The organism is Marinobacterium iners (assembly GCF_017310015.1).
Taxonomy (GTDB): Bacteria; Pseudomonadota; Gammaproteobacteria; order Pseudomonadales; family Balneatricaceae; genus Marinobacterium; species Marinobacterium iners.
The window spans coordinates 2800083-2824751 of sequence record NZ_CP022297.1 but is presented as its reverse complement, the minus strand read 5'-3'; the positions used below and the strand labels follow the sequence as shown (position 1 = coordinate 2824751).

Sequence of the window (24669 nt, the reverse complement as noted above, 5' to 3'; positions counted from 1 at the left end):
GGCGGCCGGATGGGACCACAGAATTCAGCAGACGCCATAGTAGGTGACTTACCGGTCACTGAAGGGCTGAACATGATAAACGAATCGGGAGCCCTGCCCCTTGATGACCCTGAACAACACTGAACAGATGGCTGAGACGCCATCACTTGCCGAGGCGGTGACCGGGCAGAACCCGGTTGCGGTCCCGTGCGAGGTGTTGCCGGTTACAGCGGGCGCAGGATCACTGCCGAGCGAGGCTGACAGGGATCTGATGTCAGCGGTACTGGCCCGCAGCAACATGCTGCTGGCCTACGATCGGGTTCGTCGCAATAAAGGCGCGCCCGGGGTGGATGGGATGACAGTCGAGGCGCTCAAGCCTTACCTGAAAACCCATTGGCCCGAGATCAAACAGCAACTGTTGGAGGGGCGGTACACACCCCAGCCGGTGCGCAAGGTTGAAATCCCCAAGCCCGGGGGAGGCATCCGTATGCTGGGTATTCCCAGTGTTCTGGATCGCCTGATCCAACAGGCATTGCATCAAGTGCTTAGTCCACGCTTTGAACCCACGTTCTCTGATCACAGCTACGGCTTCCGACCGGGACGCAGTGCTGCTCAGGGGGTATTGCAGGCCCGGTCCTACATGGAAGAGGGGCGTCGCTGGGTGGTCGATATCGATCTGGAAGCGTTCTTTGACCGGGTCAACCACGACATCTTGATGTCTCGGTTGGCGCGCGGGATCACGGATACACGTGTCCTGAAACTGATCCGTGCCTATTTACAGGCCGGGATCATGGAGGGAGGTGTGGTGACGGCACGGCATGAAGGCACGCCACAAGGCGGCCCTCTCTCGCCGTTGCTGTCCAATATCCTGTTGACGGATCTGGATCGAGAGCTGGAACGGCGGGGCCACCGGTTCTGCCGGTACGCGGACGACTGCAACATCTACGTGAAAAGCCGGAAGGCGGGAGAACGTGTGCTTGCATCATTGACCGACTATCTTGAGCAACGACTCAAACTTCGCGTCAACCGGGGCAAGAGCGCGGTCGATCGACCCTGGAACAGGAGTTTTCTGGGCTATAGCGTGGATAATCGCAAGCGGAATATCCGGCTCAAAGTGGCAGACAAGTCTCTGAAACGGCTCAGAGCCACGATCAAGGGGGTGCTTCGCAGAGGTCGAGGGCAGAGGATCTATCGGACGGTCGAGATACTGACCCCGAAACTGCGGGGCTGGATCAACTACTTCCGTTATAGCGATGTGAAAGGGAGCTTCGAGGCGCTGGACGGCTGGATCCGCCGGCATCTGCGCAAAATCCTCTGGCGTCAATGGAAACGGCCGTTCACCCGGGTCAAGATGCTGATGCGACTGGGGCTATCTGAAGGCAGGGCTTGGCGCAGTGCCACCAATGGGCGTGGTCCTTGGTGGAACTCATGCGCCTCGCACTTGAATCAGGCGCTGCCGAAGAAAGTGTTTGATCGAATCGGACTGGTATCGCTGATGGATCAGTACCATCGGCTTAAATGTATGTCATGAACCGCCGTATGCGGAACCGCACGTACGGTGGTGTGAGAGGACGGAGGTCGGAAGACCTCCTCCTACTCGATTTTAGATGGCAGTCACATCAATCGCCGGTTTCCCCCTTAATGCAGAACTGCTAAATTTCACTTTTATACAGTCGTCACAAAAATAAGACACTCACAGGCGACGATTGTAGCCTGAGGACTCAAGAGGACAACAGATGCAGGTGTGGCCAGGGAAAAGCTCGGCGGACCAAACGCTGGATCAGTCATTGATTGCGGTGGTCATGATTGATGAGCGCAACCGCATCAAACGCTACAACCGGGCTGCCGAAGCACTTTGGGGCTACAGTCGCGAAGAAGTGATCAATCGCAACGTGTCGATGCTGGTACCGCAAGAACACCGGAGTCGGCATGACGATTATGTAGGCCATCACCGTAAAACCGGTGAAAACAGAATTGTGGGGACCTCGCGAGAAGTTGAGGTCGAACGCAAGGATGGCTCACGCATCTGGGTTCAGCTGGCGTTGTCGCAGGTCAAAGTCGGGCGCAAGAAATACTACAGCGCTTTCGTGCGTGACGTAACGGCCGAGCGCAGTGCTCGAGAGATGATGCAGCAAACGCTTGAGCAGGCGCTGGATGCGGTGGTTTGTATTGATGAACACAATAACATCACCCTGTTCAACAAGGCGGCCGAGGTACTTTGGGGGTGTTCTCGCGATCAGGTGATGGGGCAGAACGTCAAAATGCTGGTGCCCCAGATACATCAGCCACGCCATGACGAGTATGTACGCCGCAATCGCGAGGGCGGACAGGATCGTATTGTCGGCACGTCACGTGAAGTTGATATTGAGCGCCTTGACGGTGGGCACCGCTGGGCGTTGCTGTCTTTGTCCAAGGTGGTGGTGGATGGTCGCGTCACCTATACAGCCTTCCTGCGCGATATCACTGAAGAAGTCGAGCGGCGCGAAGAGATGCGCATGCTCAGCCTGGTCGCGGACAAGACTGAAAACTCGGTGGTTATTACCGATGCGGAAGGCTGCATTGAGTATGTGAATAACGGCTTCATTCGTATGACCGTCTACACGCTGGCTGAGGTGCAGGGCCGCAAGCCAGGCAGCTTCCTGCAGGGCGAAGAGACCAGTCCTGAAACCATTGAACGCATCCGTCAGCATCTGCGTGATCTGGATGTGTTTTATGATGAAATTCTCAACTATAACAAGGCTGGCGAGCCCTACTGGGTGTCGCTGTCGATCTCACCGGTTCTTGATGAGCGCGGCCACCCTGACAAGTTTATCTCCATCCAGGCGGATATTACCGAAACCAAGCGCGAAGCACTGGAATCCGAAGTCCGTCTCAAGGCGATCAGTGAATCCCTTCTGATGGTTGAGTACACCCCTGAGGGCCACTTTGCATCGGCCAACACTTACTTCACCAAGCGCAGTCGCAACCGTGCCGAGCAGGTAGCTCACAGCCTGTGGCAACAGATTGAACCGCAGCAGCTTAACCGGCTGAAAGAACAGGGTGAGCTGGCCTGTAAGCTTGGGATTACCCTCGCCAGTGGAGACCCTCTGACGCTGGATATGCGTTTCTGTGCCCTGCGGGACTTCAAACGAAGGATTACTCGCCTGGTTGGCTTTGGTATCGATATTTCTGATCGGCGGGTGGCGGTGACTCAAACACTGCAGGCGATGAGTTCGGTAGAGGAGGTCAGTGACCGTATCGCCAATATTGTCACCAGCATTAACCAGATTGCTGAGCAAACCAACCTTCTAGCACTGAATGCCGCCATTGAGGCAGCGCGTGCAGGAGAGGCGGGTCGAGGCTTCTCGGTGGTCGCGGACGAGGTTCGCGGACTGGCTCAGCGATCGGGAGAATCAGCCCGTGAGATCGGACAGTTGGTCGAAGAAACGCACGCGCGAGTGAACGAATTGTCGGGTGCCATGCGTAAGATCGATCAATGAGATGATTCTGATACAAACAGGTGTTCAACTGTATTAGAATGACTACATATTTGGTTTAGGACTGCCCCCACTCAAGGAGTTTATATGCACGTTGGTCTGTTCGGCTCGATCAAAAACCTGCTTCGCATGCTTGTGGCACTGTTTTTTCTGGTGGTGGTAGCCCTGACAGGCTTCGCCATGTATGGCCTCAAATACGAAGCGTTTCAGTTTGATGATAACTTCGACCGTCGCATGGTGCCGCTGTATCAGGTGGAACGCATTGGCGGTTTGATGGGGGATATTCGTTCGCAGCTGCTGTTGAGTATTCAGCATCAGCCGGGGACTGAATTCGTCAAGGCTCACAACCATCCTACCAGTCTGCATACCGATTTGGTTCGCAAATATGAAGCGCAAATCAATGAGCTTTGGCAGGCGTTTATGTCAGTGCGTCACGGTGGAGAGGCGTCAGAACTGGCCAGCGCATTTGAAGAGCAATTTCAATTGTTTTTTGAGAAGGGTGTGGCTCCCACTGTCAAACTGCTTGAGCAGGGTAACTATGTGGGTGCCAACTGGCAGATCCTGCAGCAGGTCAACCCTCTCTTTGCCGCGGCTGACAAGGCGCGTGCCGACCTGAGTGACCGTAAACTGCGGGGAGCGCAGGAAGCGCGGGCTGAAATGAGTGCAACGGGCCAGATGCTCAATATTGAACTGCTGGCAGTTGGTATCGTGGGCTTATTGTTGGCGTTTGGTTTCGCTTTCTTCGTGACACGCCGTATCAACCGCGGCATGGATAATCTGGGCAGTATTGCCGACAACATGGCGGCCGGGGACTTCCGGGACCAGTCATTGCCGTTTGCTTCGAATGAGGATGAAGTGGGGCGTATCACCCAACGCTTCATCCAGACCCGCAACAGCCTTGCCCAATTGGCACGTGAGATTGGTCAGGTCGGCGAGTCTCTGAGTGAGCAGGCCGAACGCGGGGCTGCCATGGCCGAGCAGTCGCGCAGTGGCATTCAGGCACAAAAGGCCGAAACCGATCTGGTTGCAACCGCCATGTATGAGATGAACGCCACCGTGCATGACGTAGCCAAGAGTGCGGCAACCGCTGCCGAAAGTGCTACGGCCGCGGATGAGTCGGCTCACCATGGTCAGTCGGTGGTGACCGAAAGCGTTGATGGCATGAACCATCTGGCATCCGAGGTGGAATCAGCTGCACAGGTGATCGCGGAGCTGGCCGAAGATGCTCAGGAGATAGGCAAGGTTGTGGACGTAATTCGTGCGATTGCCGAACAGACCAACCTGTTGGCATTGAACGCAGCCATTGAGGCTGCCCGTGCCGGTGAGCAGGGGCGTGGCTTTGCGGTGGTGGCGGATGAGGTGCGCAGCCTGGCAGGCCGCACCCAAACGTCAACCACTGAAATTCATGACATGATTAGTCACCTGCAGGGGGCTGCGGTCAAGGCGGCCAAGGTGATGCAGCAGGGGCAGCAGCAGGCCAGTGATGGAGTGGAAAAGGCCGCGCGTGCCAATGAAGCGCTGGAGGCGATTATCCAGCAGATCATGCGGATGAATGATATGAACACTCAAATTGCCAGTGCTGCTGAAGAGCAAAGCTCAGTCGCTGATGAGATGAACCAGAACCTCACTCGCATCAATATGGCTGCGGATGAAACATCCACAGCGGCTGACAGTGTAGCGGCGACCAGTCAAGAGATTGCGGCGCTTGCCGTGCAGTTGAAAAAGGCTGTCAGCAAGTTCCGGCACTAAGCCTGCATTAATCCAGTCGGTGCCAGCGATTCTTGCCCAGTGCCTTGGCACGGTACATGGCATCGTCGGCACGGGTCAGCAGGGCATCCGCGCTGCTGCCATCCTGTGGATAAAGTGCAATGCCGATTGAGGCGGACACCTGCAACTGCAGTTGGCCGCGCTTGACCGGACGGCTGAGGCATTCCAGCAGCTTCTCTGCCACCTGCTCTGACGCTTCTGTTGTGGTGACGGTTTCCAGCATTACTACAAACTCATCTCCACCAATGCGTGCGCAGGTGTCGGTACCACGAAGCTGCTCTGTAATGCGGCCGGACAACACCGACAGCAGGTCATCACCGGCATCGTGTCCATGCAGGTCGTTGATCTGCTTGAAACCGTCAAGATCGATGAACATAAGCGCAAACTGATTGCCTTCGCGATGAGCGCGACGCAGGTTGCGTCCCAGGTGCTCGTTGAGCAGGCTGCGGTTGGGCAGCCCTGTCAGCGGGTCATGCATCGCCAGAAAACGGATACGTTCGATGCGCTTGTGTCGCTCCATTGCGATCGCGGCCAAATGGGCCATGCGCTGCAGCAGCTGACGCTGAGTGTCGTCTGGCATAGCCGGGTTGTGTGGATAACAGGCGAACACCCCGATCACTTCATCATAGGCCGCTATGATCGGCTGGGCCCAGCAGGCAGCGATGCCGTAGCGTTGTGCCTGATCACGCCAATGGTTCCAGTTGTTGTCCTGATGGATATCCGGGCAGATTGTGAGCCCACGGCTGAGGTACGCCTGTGCACAGGTGGTGCCTTCTGCCGTCAAGCCCAGTCCCTCGCGGCGCTGCAGGAAATGTCCGGGCAGGTTCGGAGCGCTTTTGATATGCAGGCGTCGACCGCTTTCGTCAGGCAGGAGTATTGCCGCGCTGGCGCCCGGCACAAGGCTTTCAACAGTATTGCACAGCTGCAGCAAGACCTCTTCCAGCGAATCACCGGTGGCGATCAGCTCCAGCACACTGCGTTCCAGCCGTAATATGCGTTCGCTGGCGCGCAGGTGTTGCTCGCGTTTGACGGCATTGGTGATGTCGAGGCACTGCACCAGCGTCAGGTTACTGTGGCTGAGCGGTTTGATCAGGATCGATTGGTACAGGGGCGTCTGTTCACCCCCGGGTCCGCGTCGCCAAAGTGGAAGCAGTCGTTTGTGTAACTGATGTGACAGAATGCGGCCCATGCGCAGCCGGCATCCGCTTTCAATGGCGTCCAGTAAAGCGAGGGGCAGTTGTGCGGAAAACAGACTTTCAATGGTGTGGCCAACAATCTGATGTTCGGTCAAACCTGTGTGGCGGCTGAACCAGCGATTGCAAAAAATGATGCGACACTCATCGTCCAGCAGCAAGACACCGCCATCGAGGCTGTGCAGCAGTTCGGTGCAGTCGAGGTTTTCGAGGCTATCGGACAGGCAGGCACTCTGGAGTTCAGTCTGGTGCATATGCGATTCCTGCTTACAATAACTCAGCAAGGTAGCTGCGAAGGGCGGTAATAAACGTATCAGCCGAGCGCAGATCAATAATGAAGGCTAAATAGCCGCGCAGTGCACTGTGTCGCAGACTGAAATCGATTTGAACCAGCATTACCAGCGTGTTTTCGTTGTCTGAGTCGTACAGGCTCAGGGTGCTGGGCAGGTCAGCTGCACTGACGCTGAACGCTTTGGGAATATCGGTCTGAACCTGCTGCTTCAACTGATTGGCCAGCGTGGCCAGGCAATTGTTGAGCAGGATGTTGCCCAGCTCTGCCAGGGTCTCCTGTTCCAGCTCGGTGATCTCATCGGCACTGAGTTCTTCACCGATCATGGCGTTTACCAGCTCCAGGCTTCGGGCTTCCGGGAACAGCAGCGCGGCACGGCCATTGATAAAGCCTTCAAAATCCTGCAACACACCGGCCAGAAATGAGGGCAGGTCCTTGCGGAAGGCTGCCTGAGCTTCGGGCACAGAGATGAACTCTACACGCGGGACCGACAACAGGACTTCGTCATTGACCAGCTGTGACAGGGCGTTAGCAGCACGGCCAACCCCCAGGTTCATCAGCTCTACAATCAGGTCGTGCTCATCGGCGCTGAACAGGTCCATTCACGCCTCCTGACAGACAAAGGCAGCGAGCTGCTCGGCGGTGGTTGGCTTGGGCAGGAACGCCATGCCCATGTCGCGGGCGCGCTGGGCCAGTGCGTCCTGTATGTTGGCGGTCACCAGTGCCATCCGCAATTGCGGAAAACGGGCACTGAGCGCCTCGGCCAGTTCGAGGCCATCACGACCGGGCATGTTGAAATCGATCAGGGCGATATCGGCGGCTTGACTCTGCAGCAGGGTTTCGGCTGCATCAGCCGAATCAGCCTCCAGCAAATTCAGTTCCAGGCCCAGAGATTTCAGCTGACGGCTGAGACTGAGACGTGCAATACGACTGTCATCAACCAGCAGCAGGTTGATCGGTTTTGTTGTTGTCATGGTGTCAGCGTGTCGTTGCAGGAATAAAGCGAGAAGTTTAACAAGTGAAGCAATTTTAGTCAGCTGATTTACGGAATTACCCTTAAATCAGCTGACGTTGATACAGATATTAAAATGTATAGGAAACGGCAAGAGAGCCGAAATTATGGTTGCCCTGCTGCGTTTCAAACTGACGTGTGCGGTAGATGCGGGCGTAAGACAGCTTCCACTGTTGCCACGTGGCCGCAATGCCAAAGGCGACATCGCCGACCAGTGGTTCCTTGTCGACACTGTGACTGCTGCGCCAGGTGTTACCATCAAGAAAAATGTCCCGCAGTACCCAACGGCCGTCAACAGACACAAAGCCGTGAATGCCCCAGTGATGTCGAAAGCGAGGATCGCCCCGTCCCGGAACGCTGTTGTCGCCCCCCGGGCGCAGCGCCGAGGTGCCAAAGTCATGTGGCAGGTGCTTGCCGATACGATACTCAGCCCCGGTATTCAGATAGGTTGCGACGTTGCCGAGGCTGCCACCGGCATGCAGCAGGACTTCATGCTCCCAGCCTTTGCCCAGTGACTGACGCAGCCAACGGTTCTTGTGTTCATACACCAGCTGCAGCCCTGGCTCATTGCGCAACTGGTTATGCCAGCCGTTAAAATTGTCGATACCGCGCAGGTCGTGGATGAAGTCCTGTGACTCCTGTGCCAGTGCGGCGGGGCCAACCATACCAAGATTCACCTCAAAGGAGTTCATCCGATCTCGGGTTTGGGTATGGTAGCCAAAGCCCATGTACAACCAGCCTGCATAGGGGCGGTCGGTTGGGTCGATGCTGGTACGCTCGCGATCCTCCGGCGTATACATCAATTGCCCCAAGGTGAAAATCAGGCGGCGGCTCACGTCTTCGCCAAGACGGACAGGTTCAGGGTCAAGCGGTGCCAGCAGGCGGTTGGCATCACGCATCCAGCCGGGCAGGTCTGGGTCATCGATAAAGTTGTCGATTTCCGGTGATACAAACGATAGCCGCACACCATTGGTGTATTGCTGGTCAGTATCGCTGAACAGGTCGTTTTCAAAATAGAAATTGGCTGTCCAGCTTTGATCCGGGTTGAGCGAGGGTGATTCCGCCGGCGGTTGTTCGGCTGCGGTTACCGCCGAAGCCAGGCAGCCGAGGCTCAGTAGACAGAGAGTTTGCTTCACTTTCGGCGCCACTGACCGTTACCGTCCTGAATATACTCTCCGGCTGGGGTCATTTCCTGCAGGCGCTGGCCTGTACGCAGTTCCATTACGTCCAGTGAAACCCCGGCCTTGCTGGCTTTTTGTTGATACAGCGCGCGGCGTTTGTTGTTGATTTCATTCACCATCGCCTTTACATCGGCACTGGGGTTGGAGGTCACGATGCCGAGGTAGCCGGTGGCTCTTTCACCTACAACGCCGCTGGATTTGGCTTCGTCCAGTGACAGGGCAAAGGCGGGCATGCTCAGGCTTACAGCCAACAGGCCTGTGGTCAGAATTTTACTCAATGTGCGCAACATGGTTCGCCCCTCAGAAAAGTTCGCTGTTTTCATCCAGCATGGAGTCAATTTCCTTGTCGACCTTGACCAGAATCTCATGCTTGATCTTGACGTTGAGATTGATGGTGATCGGCTCGGACGGCGCGGCCACTTGCACGGTAGGGGTGCAGCCGGCTGCGACAAGCAGACCAAGCGCGCAGAGCGTGGCGGGCAGCAGTTGTCGGCTGAGCATAATAGGTTCCTTTTCTTGCTGGGCTGTATGCGGTCTGACACAGAATCGCATCAATGGTTTCCATTGAGCAGCAGCTTAGCTGAAAGCAGCCTTAACGGAAATGGGCTAGCGGCGGAAACGACGGTCGATGGAGTCGGTGACACGGCCTGTGAGCTGAAGCGTGCGTAACAGGTCAAGCAGGTTCTCCTCTATATTCAGGTTAAGATCGACCGGTCGGCCCTGCTGCCAGCCAGGATTGTGTCCCTTAAGCCGGGCTCTCATATCGGCATCACCGTTGGGCTGGTAGTCCAGCTTAAGGTCCAACAGTTCAAAGCGCAGGTCTGTCAGGGCACCCAGTGCCAGTTGAATGCCGGGGTTCTGTTGTCCCATCAGCGCGACTTCAGGGGAGGGTTGATAGCGGATTACGCCACCTTCTGCGCCGCTGAGCAGATGGCCGTTTTGGATGCTGACCTTATTGCCGTTGATACGGATGGGCAGCTCTCCACCCAGCACACCGCTGCCATAAAGGCCCTCCTGGGGGTACAGCTCCAGAATCCGGCTCAGGTCAAAGGCCGAGACGGCCAGGCGAGTGTCCAGATCAGGCTTGAGCGGATCAAACCCTAGCGCCGGTACTGCGATGATGCCATCCAAGGCTGACAGGCTGAAAGGGGTCAACTGCAGCCAGTATTGGCTGTTGCCATAGCCGGTCAGGATGTAGTCGAGGTCAGGGCCATGGACCCTAAGGCCCGTATCGGTATGGTCGATACTGAAGTTGCCGCGTGCGCTGAAACGTCCACTTGGCGCAAGCTCGATCTGGCTATCCAGATTCAGGCTGTGGATATGAGTGTTGTCCAGGCTGAGATTGACTCTGGTCAGTGCTGGCCGCAGCTCCAGTTGCCAATCACCTTTACTCAAACGGAGTTCACCCCCGGCCTGAAGTTGCCCCTGGTGAATATCAGGCCAGGTTGTCTGCTGAGGCAGTAAACGTTGTAATGCTGGTAACAGTGCAGCAACTTGAACAGGTTGCAGGTTCAGGCTGGCTTGGCCATTGAGGTTGGCATCCAGTATCAGTTCGGTGTCCAGCTGCAACGGAGGTTCCTGTGTGCGCAGGCCGACCACACCATTTATTTGCATAAGGTGTGGCTGCAGTTGCAGGTCGGCACTCAAATTGATCGGCGGCAATTCTGGAATATCCGGCTGCTGGAGTACCAGCCGGGTAGAGGGTTTCAATTGCAGGCGAATTGAGCCATCAAGGAATTGCAGGCCGGCTTGCAGGTTCAGATTGCTGCCGGGCATGGAATTTTGGCCGGGCAACCTGAGCTGAGCGGCAATGTCGTGCCGACTGTCGAGATGCAGCATTGTTTGCGCGTCAGGTGTCAGCTGGACCGGCAATTCCAGCTGACTGTTAAGCTTCAGCACGCCACTGAGTCGGCGCACCTCTTGTGGCAGTGAAATCTGCAATGACTCAAGGGCAGGGAGCAGGTGCTGGAGATGAACCGTAGTATCGGCTTCAAAACGCCAGTTTTGTGCGTCAGGGGACAGCTGTAGTTGGCTCTGCAGTAATGGTTGCTGGGTGTTGCTCACACTCAGCTGCAGCTTATAGTCGGGATCAAAGTTGAGATCAAGATAACCAAGCGGTTGCTGATCCAGTTGGATCTGCATTCGGCTCTGCAGTAGCTGTGGCTCCAGATCCACATTGCCAAGCAGGGTCAGGGGTGGTTGCTCCGGCGCCGTGTAGTTCAGCTCCAGTTGGGCAATCACCAATCGTTTTGAGGGGGCGTAGCTGAACAGCTGCCGTGGGTGAAAATGGGTCAGATCGATCGGGTCGGGTTGTAGTTGAAGTTGTTCAGCACGGCCTTTGAGCGAATGATCCGCAACGATATCGAGACGAGCCTGTTGCACGCGCAGCTCTGCCAGCTGTCCCTGCAACAGGTTGATCGGGTCGAAATGCAGCTCAACATGATCGGCGCTGAGTGTTACACGCCGGCCATCGCCGGTTTGACTGACACTTAGGTGATCAATATGAAGCTTTTCCCATGAGGGGTGGCGCATATTGAATGCGGGTGCAACGAAGCCCTGTTCAGTCAGCCAGCGCTCGATCAGATACTGGGCGCTCCAGGGCAGGGACAGCCACACCAGGCCTGCCAGCAACAGTGGTAACAGAAACAGCAGGCCCAGCCACTTCTTCATGGCAGCTTGCGGACTACGTTAAGGCCGTCGCGCACGGTCAAAAACACGTTTTCCACCTCGGGATCGGCGGCGATGAAGCGGTTGGTTTCAACCAGAATGTCGTCAATCTCGGATTCGGGCTGTACCACCTTGCCTGACCAAAGCACGTTGTCGAGGATAATCAGCCCACCGGGACGGGTCATCTGTTTAACGCGCTGATAGTAGTTGAGGTAGTTACGCTTGTCGGCATCGATGAAGGTGAAATCCAGCTCCAGATCCAGTGTTTCCAGCGTATCCAGCGCACGGCCGAAAATTACCTCGATCTTTTGACCGTGCTCGCTGCGATCGAAAAAGCCCTTGGCAAATTCGATGGCACGAGGGTTGGTTTCACAGCAGATCAGCTTGCCATCGGCTGGCATGCCTTCTGCGATTGATAGCGCGGAGTAGCCGGTGAACATGCCGATCTCCAGTGCCTGCTTTGGCTGTGCCAGGGCACTGAGCATTTTCAACGTGCGGCCTACCAGGCGGCCCGACAGTTTTTGCGGCCAGCCCATGTTGAGGTTGGTCTGGTCGATCAGCTCCTGCAGCAGTGGCGGCTCTGAGCGAGTGTTAACAAAGGCATAGTCTTCAATGGTTTCATCAACCAGAAAGTCGGGCATGGTGGTGTACCTGAATCACAAACGGCAAAGTGCAATTCTAGCATTACCCCGCAGCACTTTTCCCGGTCAGGGATATTGATACCGAAATGCGGCCTGATCTTTTACAATCTGCGCTGATTTGAAGGAGAGTTCTGATGTACGAAGCTTTGTATCTGTTTCTGGCGACGGGCCTGGTGTCCATGTCGGCGGCACTGAGTGCCGGAGCACTGAACAAGTTGCCGGAGGAGAAGCGCCCGGCGTTCATGCAGACCCGCAACGGTGCGGTGACCGTAGTGATGGCCGGCAACCTGGGAGCGCTGACACTGATCGGAGCGCTGGCTTATGGTATTCGGCACCTTGATTGGTGGATTCCCGTCAGTTGCCTGTTCATCACCTTTCCGGTGGTGCATCTGGTGCTGGTTCAACGCCTGCTGGGTGACCTCAAGGCGTTGTTGCTGATGCTGCCGCTGGTGTTGGCGTCCATTGTGGCGCTTTGGTACTTCTGGTAACGCCATGATTTCCGTTGTGGGGTATGGCTCGCTGCTGTCGGAGCAGTCCGCGCGCGAAACTGTTCCGAATCTAAGCAATTACCGTTTGGTGCGAGTGCCAGGCTATCGCCGCGTGTTTGATAAGGTGGGCATCGTGTTCATCAGTCGGCATGGCATGCCGCCGGACAGTTTGGAGCTGGCCTCATGCTCCACCGAAGCGGCAGACGGTATCGACATCATTGCCGCTCAGTTCGAGTGCAGCGAGTCTGACTTTCTGGAACTGTACGAACGCGAGCATCGTTATCGCTGGATCGAGGTGGAAACGTGTCATCTGGACACGGGTGAGCCTTCTCGAGGACGCATGTGCACAGGCTATTCGGATACGGATTACCGCCTTAACAAGTGTGTCACTGAGGCGGAATATCAGCGCCGGGTCGGGCAGTATTACGCGGGTCCGCTCTGGCGACGCGATATTCTGCCCAACCCGCGCTATCTGGCTTTCTGCCTGCAGTCTGCGGCCACTCAGGGCGAGTCGGTGCTGCAGAATTTTCTTGATACCAGTTTCACCGCTGACGGACGCTCTGTGCGTCAATATCTGGCGGATAACCCCGGCCTGATTCCGGCCGAGGTGGTTGAGTACAGCTACCGCTGATCAGCTCAGCAGCGGTTCCAGCCAGCGTGCGATGCGCAGCAGGTCGTCATCGCTGTGCGGTTGCCCGATCAGTTGAATCCCCAGCGGCAGGTTGTCGGCATCCGTCAGCCCCGGCAGTGTTACCACCGGCAGCCCCATCGCCTGCCATGGGCGGCTCATATGGGGAGCGCCGGTGCGTTCGTGTCCTTCGGGCGCCACGCCCGGTGCGGCCGGTGCGAGCATGGCATCTACATCCGGGTAGCGTTGAGCCAGCGTGTCACGGATATCCGCCACTGCTTGCAGGGATGCCAGATAATCGGCGCGCGGGGTCGCCAGGCCCGTTGAAATCAGATCCTGCAGCGCCGGACTCAGAAGGTCAGGCTGGCCTGATTCAAGTGCCAGGTTGCGAGCCGCCTCATACGCCATTATCAGGCCATGATGCTGTACCAGCTCACCCAGCCAGTCACTGTTGTCGGGCTCTATTACGTCAACCCCTTGAGTGCGCAGAGTGGTAGCTGCCCGCTCGATGGCGTCTGCCATGTCCGGCTCGACCTCACCGGCGGCATCGCCCCGACACAGAAGGATGCGTTTGGGCTGCAGGGCGTCGGCTGTGGTCATCGGCTCTGGCTGGCGCAGCAGAATGGCGCGCAGCAGTTCGATATCTTCAACCTGGCGGCTGAACAGGCCGAGCGAGTCCAGTGATTGTCCCAGTGGCTGGATGCCACGCAGCGAAAACTCCCCGCGAGTACCCACATAACCCACCGTACCGCAGTAGGCGGCGGGCCTGATGACGGATGCAGCAGTCTGTGAGCCCAGTGCCGCAGGCACCATTCCATCGGCGACAGCCGCCGCCGAACCACTGGAAGAGCCGCCTGGCGTTCGTTTCAGATCGCGTGGGTTAGCGGTCTTGCCGGGCTTGAAATAGGCGAATTCGGTTGTGACCGTCTTGCCAATAATAATGCCGCCGGCCTGGCGCAGAAGTGCAACACAGCTGGCATCGTCAACCGGCTGGCGACCCTTGTGGATGGGGGACCCCATCTCGGTCGGCATATTGGCGGTGTCGATGATGTCCTTGATACCGATGGGTAGTCCTTTCAGCAGGCTGGTTTCATAAAACGACTGGTTATTGCGGTAATGTTCCAGGCAGGTTTTGGCGTCAAGGCGGTGCTGCCAGGCACCGACCTCAGGCTCGCGGGCCTCGATTTGGGCAAGGCAGGCCTCCAGCAGTTCCAGTGCGGTACAGTGACCTTCCTCGATAAGGGTAAGGGCCTGTCGCAGGCTAATGGGGGTTGCCAACTTGTTACTGTTCATCTGCGCCACTCCACGGGGTCAATACGGCGGGGAAAGAGTCGGGGCATCAGTTTGGCGCCATACGGGGCAGGGGTAAAGCACCATTAATCAATCCGTTACAAATTGTTACAGGTTTTTACACCACATGTATCACGCATGGTTGCCTGTAAAGGTAATCAGCATTACTCTTTTCGTCTGCTGCATGCGACTCCGACCAAAGTAGCAACATAACAATAATGAGTGTGCCCCGATGAGTCTCTACCAGAGTATTGAAAAAACTTTCTTCCACAGCCTGACCCGCAAAATCTGCGGCAATGTGCTTTTCCTTGTGTTCCCCAGCCTGATTCTGATCGGCCTTGGCTACTGGCTGCATTTATCCCTGCGGGATCTGCAGGTGGTGTTGGCCGATACACCCGCGGCAGGAGAACAGGTGGCGCAGCTGGCGCACACCACCGGTATGATCGCGGGTGCCATGTTGGTGTTCACCCTGGTGATAGCCGCTTTCGCGCTGTTTTTCATGCGTCATCTTTTTCTGCGACCGATTCACAGCATGACGCGGGTCCTGAGGGCGGTGAAAGACAAGGATGGTGATATCTCGGCAACTTTGCCGGTACAGACTCAGGATGAGATCGCACGCATGGCGGAAAGCTACAATGATTTCTCGGCCAGCCTGAAGCAGATGATTGCCGATACCCGTCAGCGCAGTGTGCGAGTGTCGCTCAGTGCCAGTCAGCTGCAAAAGGTGGTGCTGGCGGCAAAGGGGTCGGCCGAAGAGCAGGTGTCGAAGGCGCAGGCCGTGTTTCAGGCCAGTCAGGAGTCCACCACGGCGATCGAGGGAATCGCTGCACATACTCAAAGCATTTCGGAGCGCAACAGCCATAACCTGGCTGAGGTGAAGGATTCCAGTTCAGAGCTCATGCGGGTCAGTGAGCAGGTAGCAACCATCGAAACTCAGGTAAAGGAGTTTCAACAGGTGGTGGGACAGCTGGCGGAAAATTCCGCCAGTATCATCAGTATCCTTTCTCTGGTGCAAGGGTTCTCTGAGCAGACCAACCTGCTGGCACTGAATGCGTCCATTGAAGCGGCGCGTGCCGGTGAAGCTGGGCGGGGGTTTGCTGTGGTCGCGGATGAAGTGCGTACGCTGTCCCAGAAAGTGAACACCGCCACCGGCGAAATCGACAGCAAGATCAACGCAATGGTGTCGCTGGTGGAAAGTACCCGCAGCGGGGCTGAAGTGATTATGCAGAACGTGTCGGATACAGATGGCTTCATCTCTCAGACCAGTCGTCGCTTCAGCACCATGGTGAGTGATTTTGAAGCGCTGAACAGCCAGTTGGGCGAGATCAGTGCCGCCATTGAAGAGCTCTCCTACACCAACCGACACAGTCATGAACAGGTGTCCGATATAACCCGGTTGGCTGACAGCATTCGGCAGGAAATGGAAGTGTCGAGCCAGCACTCGCAGGAGCTGGATGGTGCAACCGAAGAGATGCAGGAGCTGCTGTCGCGCTTCACGATCGGTTATGGCGGTTTTGAGCAGATCATCACCACAACCCGGGAATGGGCGCGCATGGTGGAGGCCGAGCTGGAAAACCTGGCGGCTCAGGGGCTGGACCTGTTCGATACCCATTATGTTCGTACCAACAAGGACCAGTTGCCGGAGAAGTATGATACTCGCTACACGGATGCCTACGAAGCCAGGCTGCGGCCACTGTTTGACCGCTGTATTACCGAAAACGACGCCTTCCTGGTGGCTGCCGGATTTGATTTGAATGGTTACTGCCCAGCGAACAATACGCGCGTATCCAAGCCGCTTACGGGTGATTTTGAAGTGGATAACGCTCAAAGCCGTCACCGTCGCATTTTTGCCGGAACGCGCGCCGAAATCCGCCGTGCTTCCCACGATTCCCCGTTCCTGCTTCAGACCTTCATCCGTGATACCGGAGAAATTCTTAACTCCTTGTCGGTTCCCCTGTTCGTAAATGGGCGTCGCTGGGGCAGCTTCTGCGTTGCCTTCACACCTGATCACCTGCTCAACGCGACCCGCGACTGACGCTCACAGGGTCATCTGAAGGCGGCATACCGACATCGGGTTGCCGCTTTTTTTTCGTCAAAATCCCAAAACTTAAGGCTATAAAAATCAAAATCAAATATTGATTATTTCGCGTTTCGTCAAGATAAAGTTTTGAATAATCATATGTTATTCAAAATTAAATATTGATGATGGTATCATGAAAATAAATTGATTTTATTTTAACCAGCGGCAACTCCATTCACCCTTGGGCAAAGCAGGTTGCTGAAAAATAAAGAAAAAACGCTAAACAACGGCAAAAACTTGCCGATATAAGATAACGTGCTGGTTGTTGATTTTTTGACCATGTACCGGCGATACTTACTCGCAGCTTAATTCGGTAGCTGTTTGAAGAACTGGCCCGGATTTTGCGTGTAATATGGCAACAGAGATGAAATCAGGGTTATTCCCTTCCGCCTGTCCAGCTGGGTTCAGAGCACACAATATGGTGACTGCACATAACATGATCGTTGCACTCGATATCGGCACCTCAAAGGTGGTGTGTCTGGTGGGTGAGTTGACCCCTCAGGGCACCATCGAAATTATCGGTGTTGGTGCTCAGCCTTCGCGAGGGTTGAAACGCGGTGTCGTGGTCAACATCGAATCGACGGTCAGTTCGATCCAGCGCGCGGTTGAAGAAGCAGAACTGATGGCTGGCTGTAAGGTTCACGGCGTGACCGTGGGCATTGCCGGCAGCCATATCAATAGCCTGAACTCTCATGGCATCGTTGCCGTGCGTGATCGAGAAGTATCCGACTACGATCTTGAGCGAGTGATTGATGCGGCGCGTGCCGTGGCCATTCCGGCAGACCAGAAAATCATCCATATTCTGCCGCAAGAATACCTGATTGATAACCAAGAAGGGATCAAGGAGCCGCTGGGAATGTCTGGCGTTCGACTTGAGGCCAAGGTTCATCTGATTACCGGCGCAATTAATGCGATTCAGAACGTCGAAAAATGTGTGCGCCGCTGTGGTCTTGAGGTTGATGCGGTGGTGCTGCAGCAGCTGGCATCCAGTTACTCCGTACTGACGGATGACGAAAAGGATCTGGGTGTCTGTATTGTTGATATTGGCGGTGGCACCACTGACATTGCCGTATTTACCGGCGGGGCTATTCGTCATACAGCCGTCATTCCAATCGCCGGTGATCAGGTCACCAGCGATATTGCCATGGCGCTGCGCACCCCGACTCAGCATGCCGAGCAGATCAAGATAAAATACGCCTGTGCACTGGCTCAGCTGGCCAGATCAGACGAGATGATTAAAGTGCCCAGTGTCGGCGACCGCGCACCACGCGACCTGTCACGTCAAGCGCTGGCTGAGGTGGTTGAGCCGCGTTATGAAGAGTTGTTCACGCTGGTGCAGTCGGAGTTGCGCCGCAGCGGATTTGAGGATTTGGTGGCAGCCGGGATTGTGTTGACCGGTGGAACGGCCAAGATGGAAGGTGCCGTAGAGTTGGCGGAAGAAATTTTTCATATGCCGGTACGGCTGGCTAAACCGCAGGGTATCCGCGGTTTGGAAGCTCAATTGAGCAACCCCATTTATGCCACTGTTATCGGCTTGCTGCACTACGCACGCCAGGGTCACGGACCGGTCAGCCCGGTGCCGGAAATTGAAGAATATGAAGACAGCCTGCGGCCACAGCGCAAGGCTGAAGGCAGCTTGATCTCGCGTATGAAGAGCTGGCTGCAGGGTAATTATTAAGTTTGGGCAAACAGCGGTACCCGGCGACAGAGCGGGGCCGTATCTGGAGGGGATAAATATGTTTGAGCTGGTGGATAGTGTACCTCAGAGTGCTGTAATCAAGGTGGTCGGTGTTGGTGGCGGCGGTGGTAATGCCGTCAACCACATGGTAACCACCGAACTGGAGGGTGTGGATTTCATCTGCGCCAATACCGATGCGCAGGCACTGAACAGCATGGCGGCCAAAACGGCACTGCATATTGGTAGCGAGCTGACCAAGGGGCTGGGCGCCGGTGCCAACCCTGAGGTGGGCCGTCAGGCTGCCTTGGAAGACCGTGAGCGTATCGCGGCAACCCTGTCCGGTGCTGATATGGTCTTCATTACGGCAGGCATGGGTGGCGGTACCGGTACCGGTGCCGCTCCGATTGTGGCAGAAGTGGCTCGTGAAATGGGTATTCTGACCGTGGCGGTTGTGACCAAGCCGTTTCCGTTTGAAGGCCGTCGTCGCAAGAAGATAGCCGAAGAAGGGATCCGTGAACTGCAGGAACATGTTGATTCACTGATCATCATCCCGAACGAAAAACTGCTGCCGGTACTGGGCAAGAACTGTACTCTGGTGAGTGCCTTCGGTACGGCCAATGATGTGCTCAAGGGCGCTGTGCAGGGGATTGCGGATCTGATCATCCGCCCCGGAATGATCAACGTGGATTTCGCCGACGTGCGCACCGTGATGTCCGAAATGGGCATGGCGATGATGGGTACCGGTATCGCCCGCGGTGAAAACCGTGCCCGTGAAGCGGCCGAGGCGGCGATCAACAGCCCGCTGCTGGAAGATATCGACCTGAAAGGCGCCAGCGGTATTCTGGTTAACATTACCGCCGGCCTGGATCTGAGTCTGGGTGAGTTCTCCGAGGTCGGTGATCTGGTCGAAGAGTATGCCTCTGAAAATGCCACGATTGTGGTAGGTACCGTCATCGATCCTGAGCTGTCTGACGAGCTCAAGGTGACTGTTGTCGCCACGGGTCTGGAGCGTGTTCAGGCTGCCGAGTCTCGTGTTGTGAACGGCGATACCACCGCTCCGCGTGCTCAGTCTTCCCGTACGGTAAAGACGGCTGACTTTAACCAGCTGGAGCTGCCGACAGTATTGCGCAACCGCCAGAGTGAAGAGAAAGCACGTCCGGTGCAGAATGAGCTGGCTGAAACGCAGATGGATTCAGTGCCGATGAAAAAGACCGGCACTGACGATATGGATTTCCTGGATATCCCGGCGTTTCTGCGCCGTCAGGCTGATTGATTAAGTGATCACCCCCGGGCAGTGCTCGGGTTCCCTCCTGAATTCCCGCCCGGCCTCAAGGCCCGGCGGGTTTTTTGTTAGCTGTCTGGCAGGGATAAAACTCAGTGCTCTCGCGCAAGACTGCGCCTGAACAGTCCCAGTGTCAGCAGGAAAAACACCAACCCTATACCGGCGGTAGCCAGGAAAGAGGGCCAGACCACGGCAAGGCCGGCGCCTCGGTAGAGAATCGCCTGGGCAAAGCTGACAAAGTGCGTGGTGGGTGCCAGCAGCATCAACTGCTGGACCGTTTCGGGCATGCTTTCGCGGGGGGTAATGCCGCCACTGAGCAGCTGCAGGGGCAGAATGGTCAGAATCAGCAGCAGGCCGAACTGAGGCATTGAGCGAGCCAAAGTACCAAGGAAAATTCCAATACTGCCAGCGGCAAATAGATGGATGGCGGCTCCGGCCAGGAACAGGGGGATCGAGCCGCTGACCGGGACGCCCAGCGCCCATTGCACCACCAGATACAGCGACAGGCTGGCGGCCAGGAGGACGACGCAGGCGTTAGCGGTCAACTTGGCCAGCATGATCTCGGCGGGGGTAAGCGGCATCACCATCAGGTGCTCGAGGGTGCCGTGTTCACGTTCACGAATCAGAGCGGCTCCGGTCAGGATGATCGACAGCAGCGTAATGTTGTTGATGATCTCCATGACGCTGCCGAACCAGCTGCTTTCAAGATTGGGGTTGAACCAGACACGGGTTTCCAGGCGAATCGGCAGTTCGCTGTTGTCCGGGCGGTCGTTGAGTGTCTGCAGCAGTTCCTGCTGAACGATCTGCTGTATGTAACGGCTGCCGAGGAAAGCCTGGGTCATTCGGGTGGCATCGATGATCAGCTGCAGCTCGGGCTGCTGGCCTGCCCGCAGATCCGCTTCAAAACGATGGGGAATAAACAGTACGAAGGTGTAGTTGCCCCGGTCCAGCGCGAGATCTGCCTGCTGCTCTTCAAGCAGGTCTGGCGCCTTGAACCAGGGAGGGGTAAACAGTGTCTGGAGTCGTGTCGACAGTGGCGATCGATCCTGGTCGACGATGGCAATGGGGGCGTTATGGACCGCCACCGAACTGCTTTTGGCCATCGCGTAAATGCCGCCACTGAAGGCCCAGATAATCAGCAACAGTAACACCCGGTCATGCCAGAGGCTGCGCAGTTCCTTGATGCCCAGCTGGGCGATATTGGATACCTTCATGTCAGCGCTCCTGCTGCCTGAGCAGGACCAGACTCAACAGCGTCAATACCGGGATGAAGGCGGCCAGCATCAGCAGGTGTGGCCAGAGTTCGGCCAGCCCCAGTGATTTGGTGAAAATACCGCGGCTGATGGTCAGGAACCAGGTAGTTGGATAACCGTTGCCGACCAGGGCAGCGACCCCTTCCAATGATGTGACGGGCTGGGTCAGTCCGGAGAAGTTGATCGCCGGCAGCAGCGTTATGATAGCGGTGCCGGCCAGTGCTGCTACCTGTGTTTTGGTGAAGGCTGAAATGCACAGTCCCAGTCCCGTGGTTGCTGTCACATAGAGCAGAGTCGCCAGTGTTAGCAGCAGAAAGCTGCCTTTTAGCGGTACCTGGAACAGGATGACCGAAATCAGTACAAGACCGATAAAACTGATCATGCTAAGCAGGATATAGGGCAATTGCTTGCCAAGCAGGAACTCCAGCCGTGTTACCGGAGAGGCGTAGAGGTTGGTGATCGAGCCCAGCTCTTTCTCGCGCACGACGCCCAGTGCCATCAGGATCGATGGGATGAAGATCAGCAGAATCGGAATCATCGCCGGAACCATGGCGTTGAGGCTGCGAAAGTCCTGGTTGTAGCGGTAGCGGGTTTGGAATCCGGCTGGTTGCAGCGCCGAAATGTCCATCCGCATCTGGGAAGCCATTTGTAGCAGGTATTGCAGGTGCATGCCCTGCAGATAGCCGTGAATGGTCTCGCCACGAAAGGGCATGGCGCCGTCGATCCATACACCGGCCTCTGGAGATTGTCCCAGCTTCAGCGCACGGCCATATCCGGCCGGAAGAATCAGTGCGACGGCGAGTTTGCCGCTGCGCATGCGTTGTTCCAGTTCGGCTTCCGAAACGGCATCCGCTTGCCGGTTGAAGTAGCGTGAGCCGGCAATGTTGTCGATGTAGGCCCGGCTTTCCGGGGTGCGGTCATGATCCAGCACGGCAAATGTCAGGTCTTCCACATCGAACGATAGCCCGTAGCCGAGCACCAGCATCAGAATTACCGAACCTAGCAGTGCGAAAGCCGTGCGTATGGGGTCGCGAAGGATCTCCAGCGTTTCGCGGCGAGAGTAGGCCAGCAGGCGGCGTGGGCTGAACAGACGATTGGGGGCTGTGGTTGCCGGTTCGGGCCGGGTATCGGCTTCCGGCTTTGTGTCCGGTGGTGTGTCAGTATCCTGTGTCTCAGCCTGAAGGTAATCGATGAACGCTTCTTCCAGCGTCTCCCGACCCTGTCGTCGGATCAGTGCGTCGGGTGTGTCGCAGGCGAGGACCTGACCGGCATGCATCAACGAGATGCGGTCACAGCGGGCGCCCTCGTTCATAAAGTGGGTTGAGATAAAGATGGTGACCCCTTGCTCGCGAGACAAGCGAACCAGTTCGCGCCAGAAGTCGTCACGCGCCCGTGGATCAACGCCGGAGGTGGGTTCGTCCAGTATCAGGATGTCGGGTTCGTGAATGATCGCCACGGCCAGAGAAAGGCGCTGACGGATACCAAGTGGCAGAGCGGTGGCCAGCTGGTCGCGATACTCGGTCAGGCTGAACTGATCCAGCAGCTGGGCGACGCGGGATTCCCTGTGCGCCTGCGGCAGCTGAAACAGGCGCGCATGCAGCAGCAGGTTCTGGATCACGCTCAGCTCTTCATACAGGGAGAATGCCTGCGACATGAAGCCGACGCGGGCGCGGGTCGCCAGATCGCGAGCATTCAAGGGCTGCCCAAACAGTAGCGCCTCGCCTTCACTGGGTTCGAGCAGGCCGGTCAGCATCTTCATGGTCGTGGTTTTGCCGCAGCCGTTTGAGCCGAGGAAGCCGAAGATCTCGCCGCGCCGGATTTTGAAGCTGACATTGTCGACGGCGGTGAAACGGCCGAAACGGCGAGTCAGCCCCTTGGCTTCGATGGCGATGCTCTGGTCATTCAGTTCAAGGGGCGGAATCTGCAAGGGCTGGTGGGTCTTCCCTTCGGACTCGGGGAGCAGGCGGACAAAGGCGGTATCCAGTTCCAGAGCGCCCGTGCGGGCAAGCAGCTGCTGCGGGCTGCCGGTCGCCAGCACCTGGCCGGCGTTCATCGCTACCAGCCAGTCGAACCCCATGGCCTCGTCCATATAGGCGGTGGCGACCAGTACACTCATGCCGGGCCGCTGATGGCGGATGCGCTCGATCAGTTGCCAGAACTGGCGGCGGGACAGCGGGTCCACCCCGGTGGTCGGTTCATCCAGAATCAGCAGGTCGGGGTCATGGATCAGGGCACAGCAGAGCCCCAGTTTCTGCTTCATGCCACCGGACAGCTTGCCTGCCGGTCGATCGCGAAAGGGAGCCAGTCCGGTGCTGTGCAACAGATCGTCAATGCGTGCCGCGCGAACGCGCCGGTCCTGATCAAACAGACGGGCGAAAAAGTCGATGTTCTCCGCCACCGTCAGGGTCATGTACAGGTTGCGCCCCAGCCCCTGGGGCATGTAGGCGATACGCGGGCACACCTGGCGGCGAAAGCTCGGCTGCTTAAGGTCGCCCTCGAACAGGCGGATAGTGCCCGTCTGGATCTTGCGCACACCGGCCAGCAGGCTGAGCAGGGTGGACTTGCCGACGCCATCCGGCCCGATCAGGCCGATCATGCAGCCGGCAGGCAGTGCCAGGGTGGTGGGTTCCAGCGCGGTCACGTCGCCATAGCGGTGGCCGACACTGTCCAGGTGGGCCACAGTGTCTGACATGGTCATCTCCTCAGAGTGCGTCGGCAGTGGCCAGTCCGGCAGGCGGTGTCAGCCATTCCGGCCAGCGGACCTGAGGATCCAGGCGCAGATAGCTGATGCCAGGCAGGCCAGTCTTGACCTTGTCGCGGTGCTGTTCCAGTACGGCAGGGTCGATACTGACCTTGACGCGAAACATCAGCTTGTCGCGCTCGCTGCGGGTTTCCACCTCTTTAGGGGTGAACTGGGATTGCGGCGAGATGAAGGTGATGCGGGCCGGGATGGCAACCTCCGGCAGGGCATCAACCAGAATGCGCGCCTCGTCACCCAGGTTCAGGCGACCGATTTCGGCGGTCGGCAGATAGACCGGCATATAAACCTGACCGATATCAAGCAGGGTTATCACCTTGCCCCCGGCGGCCAGTACTTCGCCCGGTTCATTCAGTCGGTAGAGTACTCGTCCTGCGACCGGCGCAGTTAGCAGGGTGTCATCCAGCAGGCTGCGAATCTGCTCCGCGTTCGCCTCGGCGGCCGTGATTTGGTCCAGTGCCAACTGAGCTTGGCGCTGCGCCGCGAGCAGTGCAGCCGCTGCGCTTTGGCTGGCGTTGAGTGCTTGGTCCATTTTGTCCTGGGAAGCCAGTTTCTTATCGACCATGCTACGCACTCGGACCAGCTCCTTTTGAACGAGTGTATGACCACTCTCGCGTTGCTGAACAACAGCAAGGGTGTACAGGTGCTGCTGCTCGGCTTGGCGTACTGCGGATTCGGCGGCCGCCAACTGGGCCTCCAGCTGACGGCTATCCAGTCGCGCCAGGGGTTGTCCCTGTTTGACCAGGTCCCCTTCATGCACCATAACTTCAACGATCCGGCCGGCTACCTTGGTTGCAATATCGATCTCCGCTGCTTCGATACGACCGTTGGCGGCGGTTAGTCCCGGCGGCAATGCGTGTTCGTCACTCAGTGGGTTGAACAGGTAGATGCCGGCAGTGGCCAGCAGGGCGAGTATGACAACAGAAGGAAGCAGGTGGCGCACGTTTAACTCCTTGTAGCCGGGTACCTGTTGTATCCAGTGTACTGCTCTGGTCCGCACGGGGCCA

General features: G+C 57.1%; 20 protein-coding genes. 8 read left to right on the top strand and 12 right to left on the bottom strand.

Annotation, left to right across the window (positions count from 1 at the left end):
- The first annotated feature begins 103 nt into the window (after positions 1 to 103).
- The 3 genes from ltrA (at position 104) to CFI10_RS13535 (ending at position 5204) form a co-directional block, all read left to right on the top strand.
- On the top strand, positions 104 to 1510 hold the full coding sequence (gene ltrA, locus CFI10_RS13545; RefSeq protein WP_242529991.1) for a group II intron reverse transcriptase/maturase: 1407 nt from the start codon (positions 104 to 106) through the stop codon (positions 1508 to 1510).
- Positions 1511 to 1715: 205 nt separating this feature from the next.
- A complete protein-coding gene (locus CFI10_RS19380) occupies positions 1716 to 3458 on the top strand; it encodes a PAS domain S-box protein (protein WP_206835287.1) in 1743 nt (580 codons plus the stop codon).
- An 84-nt stretch (positions 3459 to 3542) separates the two neighbouring features.
- Positions 3543 to 5204 (top strand): methyl-accepting chemotaxis protein, encoded by a 1662-nt coding sequence (locus tag CFI10_RS13535; protein ID WP_206835284.1) that lies wholly within the window; start codon positions 3543 to 3545, stop codon positions 5202 to 5204.
- A 7-nt stretch (positions 5205 to 5211) separates the two neighbouring features.
- On the opposite strand, the gene CFI10_RS13530 is transcribed toward CFI10_RS13535, so the two are convergent.
- From CFI10_RS13530 to CFI10_RS13495, 8 genes are all read right to left on the bottom strand, one after another.
- Positions 5212 to 6669, bottom strand: coding sequence for a diguanylate cyclase domain-containing protein (locus CFI10_RS13530; RefSeq protein ID WP_206835280.1), 1458 nt, complete (start codon positions 6667 to 6669; stop codon positions 5212 to 5214).
- Positions 6670 to 6682: 13 nt separating this feature from the next.
- Complete coding sequence (locus CFI10_RS13525) at positions 6683 to 7306, bottom strand: chemotaxis protein CheC (protein ID WP_206835270.1); 624 nt, start codon at positions 7304 to 7306, stop codon at positions 6683 to 6685.
- Positions 7307 to 7678, bottom strand: a complete 372-nt coding sequence (locus CFI10_RS13520; protein WP_206835268.1) for a response regulator — start codon at positions 7676 to 7678, stop codon at positions 7307 to 7309.
- A 109-nt stretch (positions 7679 to 7787) separates the two neighbouring features.
- Positions 7788 to 8852, bottom strand: a complete 1065-nt coding sequence (locus CFI10_RS13515; protein ID WP_242529990.1) for a lipid A deacylase LpxR family protein — start codon at positions 8850 to 8852, stop codon at positions 7788 to 7790.
- Entirely contained in the window at positions 8849 to 9187 is a 339-nt protein-coding gene (locus CFI10_RS13510; RefSeq protein ID WP_206835266.1) for a YdbL family probable chaperone protein, read from the bottom strand. The genes CFI10_RS13515 and CFI10_RS13510 overlap by 4 nt, the downstream gene beginning before the upstream one ends.
- Before the next feature lie 10 nt (positions 9188 to 9197).
- Positions 9198 to 9398 (bottom strand): YnbE family lipoprotein, encoded by a 201-nt coding sequence (locus CFI10_RS13505; protein ID WP_206835261.1) that lies wholly within the window; start codon positions 9396 to 9398, stop codon positions 9198 to 9200.
- A gap of 105 nt (positions 9399 to 9503) precedes the next feature.
- Positions 9504 to 11567 carry an intermembrane phospholipid transport protein YdbH family protein gene (locus CFI10_RS13500; RefSeq protein WP_206835259.1) on the bottom strand — a complete coding sequence of 688 codons (2064 nt, stop codon included), beginning with the start codon at positions 11565 to 11567 and terminating at the stop codon, positions 9504 to 9506.
- Complete coding sequence (locus CFI10_RS13495) at positions 11564 to 12205, bottom strand: O-methyltransferase (RefSeq protein ID WP_206835255.1); 642 nt, start codon at positions 12203 to 12205, stop codon at positions 11564 to 11566. The genes CFI10_RS13500 and CFI10_RS13495 overlap by 4 nt, the downstream gene beginning before the upstream one ends.
- A gap of 134 nt (positions 12206 to 12339) precedes the next feature.
- On the opposite strand from CFI10_RS13495, the gene CFI10_RS13490 reads away from it, so the two are divergent.
- Both CFI10_RS13490 and CFI10_RS13485 read left to right on the top strand, forming a co-directional pair.
- Positions 12340 to 12693, top strand: coding sequence for a hypothetical protein (locus CFI10_RS13490; RefSeq protein WP_091824882.1), 354 nt, complete (start codon positions 12340 to 12342; stop codon positions 12691 to 12693).
- A gap of 4 nt (positions 12694 to 12697) precedes the next feature.
- Positions 12698 to 13324 carry a gamma-glutamylcyclotransferase gene (locus CFI10_RS13485; protein ID WP_206835252.1) on the top strand — a complete coding sequence of 209 codons (627 nt, stop codon included), beginning with the start codon at positions 12698 to 12700 and terminating at the stop codon, positions 13322 to 13324.
- Here CFI10_RS13485 and CFI10_RS13480 read toward each other — a convergent pair whose 3' ends face one another.
- Positions 13325 to 14614, bottom strand: a complete 1290-nt coding sequence (locus CFI10_RS13480; RefSeq protein WP_206835249.1) for an amidase — start codon at positions 14612 to 14614, stop codon at positions 13325 to 13327.
- 229 nt (positions 14615 to 14843) lie between these two features.
- On the opposite strand from CFI10_RS13480, the gene CFI10_RS19375 reads away from it, so the two are divergent.
- The 3 genes from CFI10_RS19375 to ftsZ all read left to right on the top strand — a co-directional run bounded on the left by CFI10_RS19375 (position 14844) and on the right by ftsZ (position 19642).
- Entirely contained in the window at positions 14844 to 16646 is a 1803-nt protein-coding gene (locus tag CFI10_RS19375) for a methyl-accepting chemotaxis protein (protein ID WP_206835246.1), read from the top strand.
- 463 nt (positions 16647 to 17109) lie between these two features.
- The gene (ftsA, locus tag CFI10_RS13470; protein WP_206835243.1) at positions 17110 to 18369 is read left to right on the top strand and encodes a cell division protein FtsA; all 1260 of its coding nucleotides are present in this window, start codon (positions 17110 to 17112) and stop codon (positions 18367 to 18369) included.
- Between the two features lie 58 nt (positions 18370 to 18427).
- Positions 18428 to 19642 carry a cell division protein FtsZ gene (ftsZ, locus tag CFI10_RS13465; RefSeq protein ID WP_206835240.1) on the top strand — a complete coding sequence of 405 codons (1215 nt, stop codon included), beginning with the start codon at positions 18428 to 18430 and terminating at the stop codon, positions 19640 to 19642.
- 101 nt (positions 19643 to 19743) lie between these two features.
- Here the strand turns inward: ftsZ and CFI10_RS13460 are convergent, their stop codons facing one another.
- The 3 genes from CFI10_RS13460 to CFI10_RS13450 are packed head-to-tail and all read right to left on the bottom strand — an operon-like array spanning position 19744 to position 24605.
- Positions 19744 to 20865 (bottom strand): ABC transporter permease, encoded by a 1122-nt coding sequence (locus CFI10_RS13460; protein ID WP_206835236.1) that lies wholly within the window; start codon positions 20863 to 20865, stop codon positions 19744 to 19746.
- A 1-nt stretch (position 20866) separates the two neighbouring features.
- Entirely contained in the window at positions 20867 to 23596 is a 2730-nt protein-coding gene (rbbA, locus tag CFI10_RS13455) for a ribosome-associated ATPase/putative transporter RbbA (RefSeq protein WP_425270401.1), read from the bottom strand.
- Between the two features lie 10 nt (positions 23597 to 23606).
- Complete coding sequence (locus CFI10_RS13450; RefSeq protein ID WP_206835230.1) at positions 23607 to 24605, bottom strand: HlyD family secretion protein; 999 nt, start codon at positions 24603 to 24605, stop codon at positions 23607 to 23609.
- Positions 24606 to 24669: the final 64 nt, after the last annotated feature.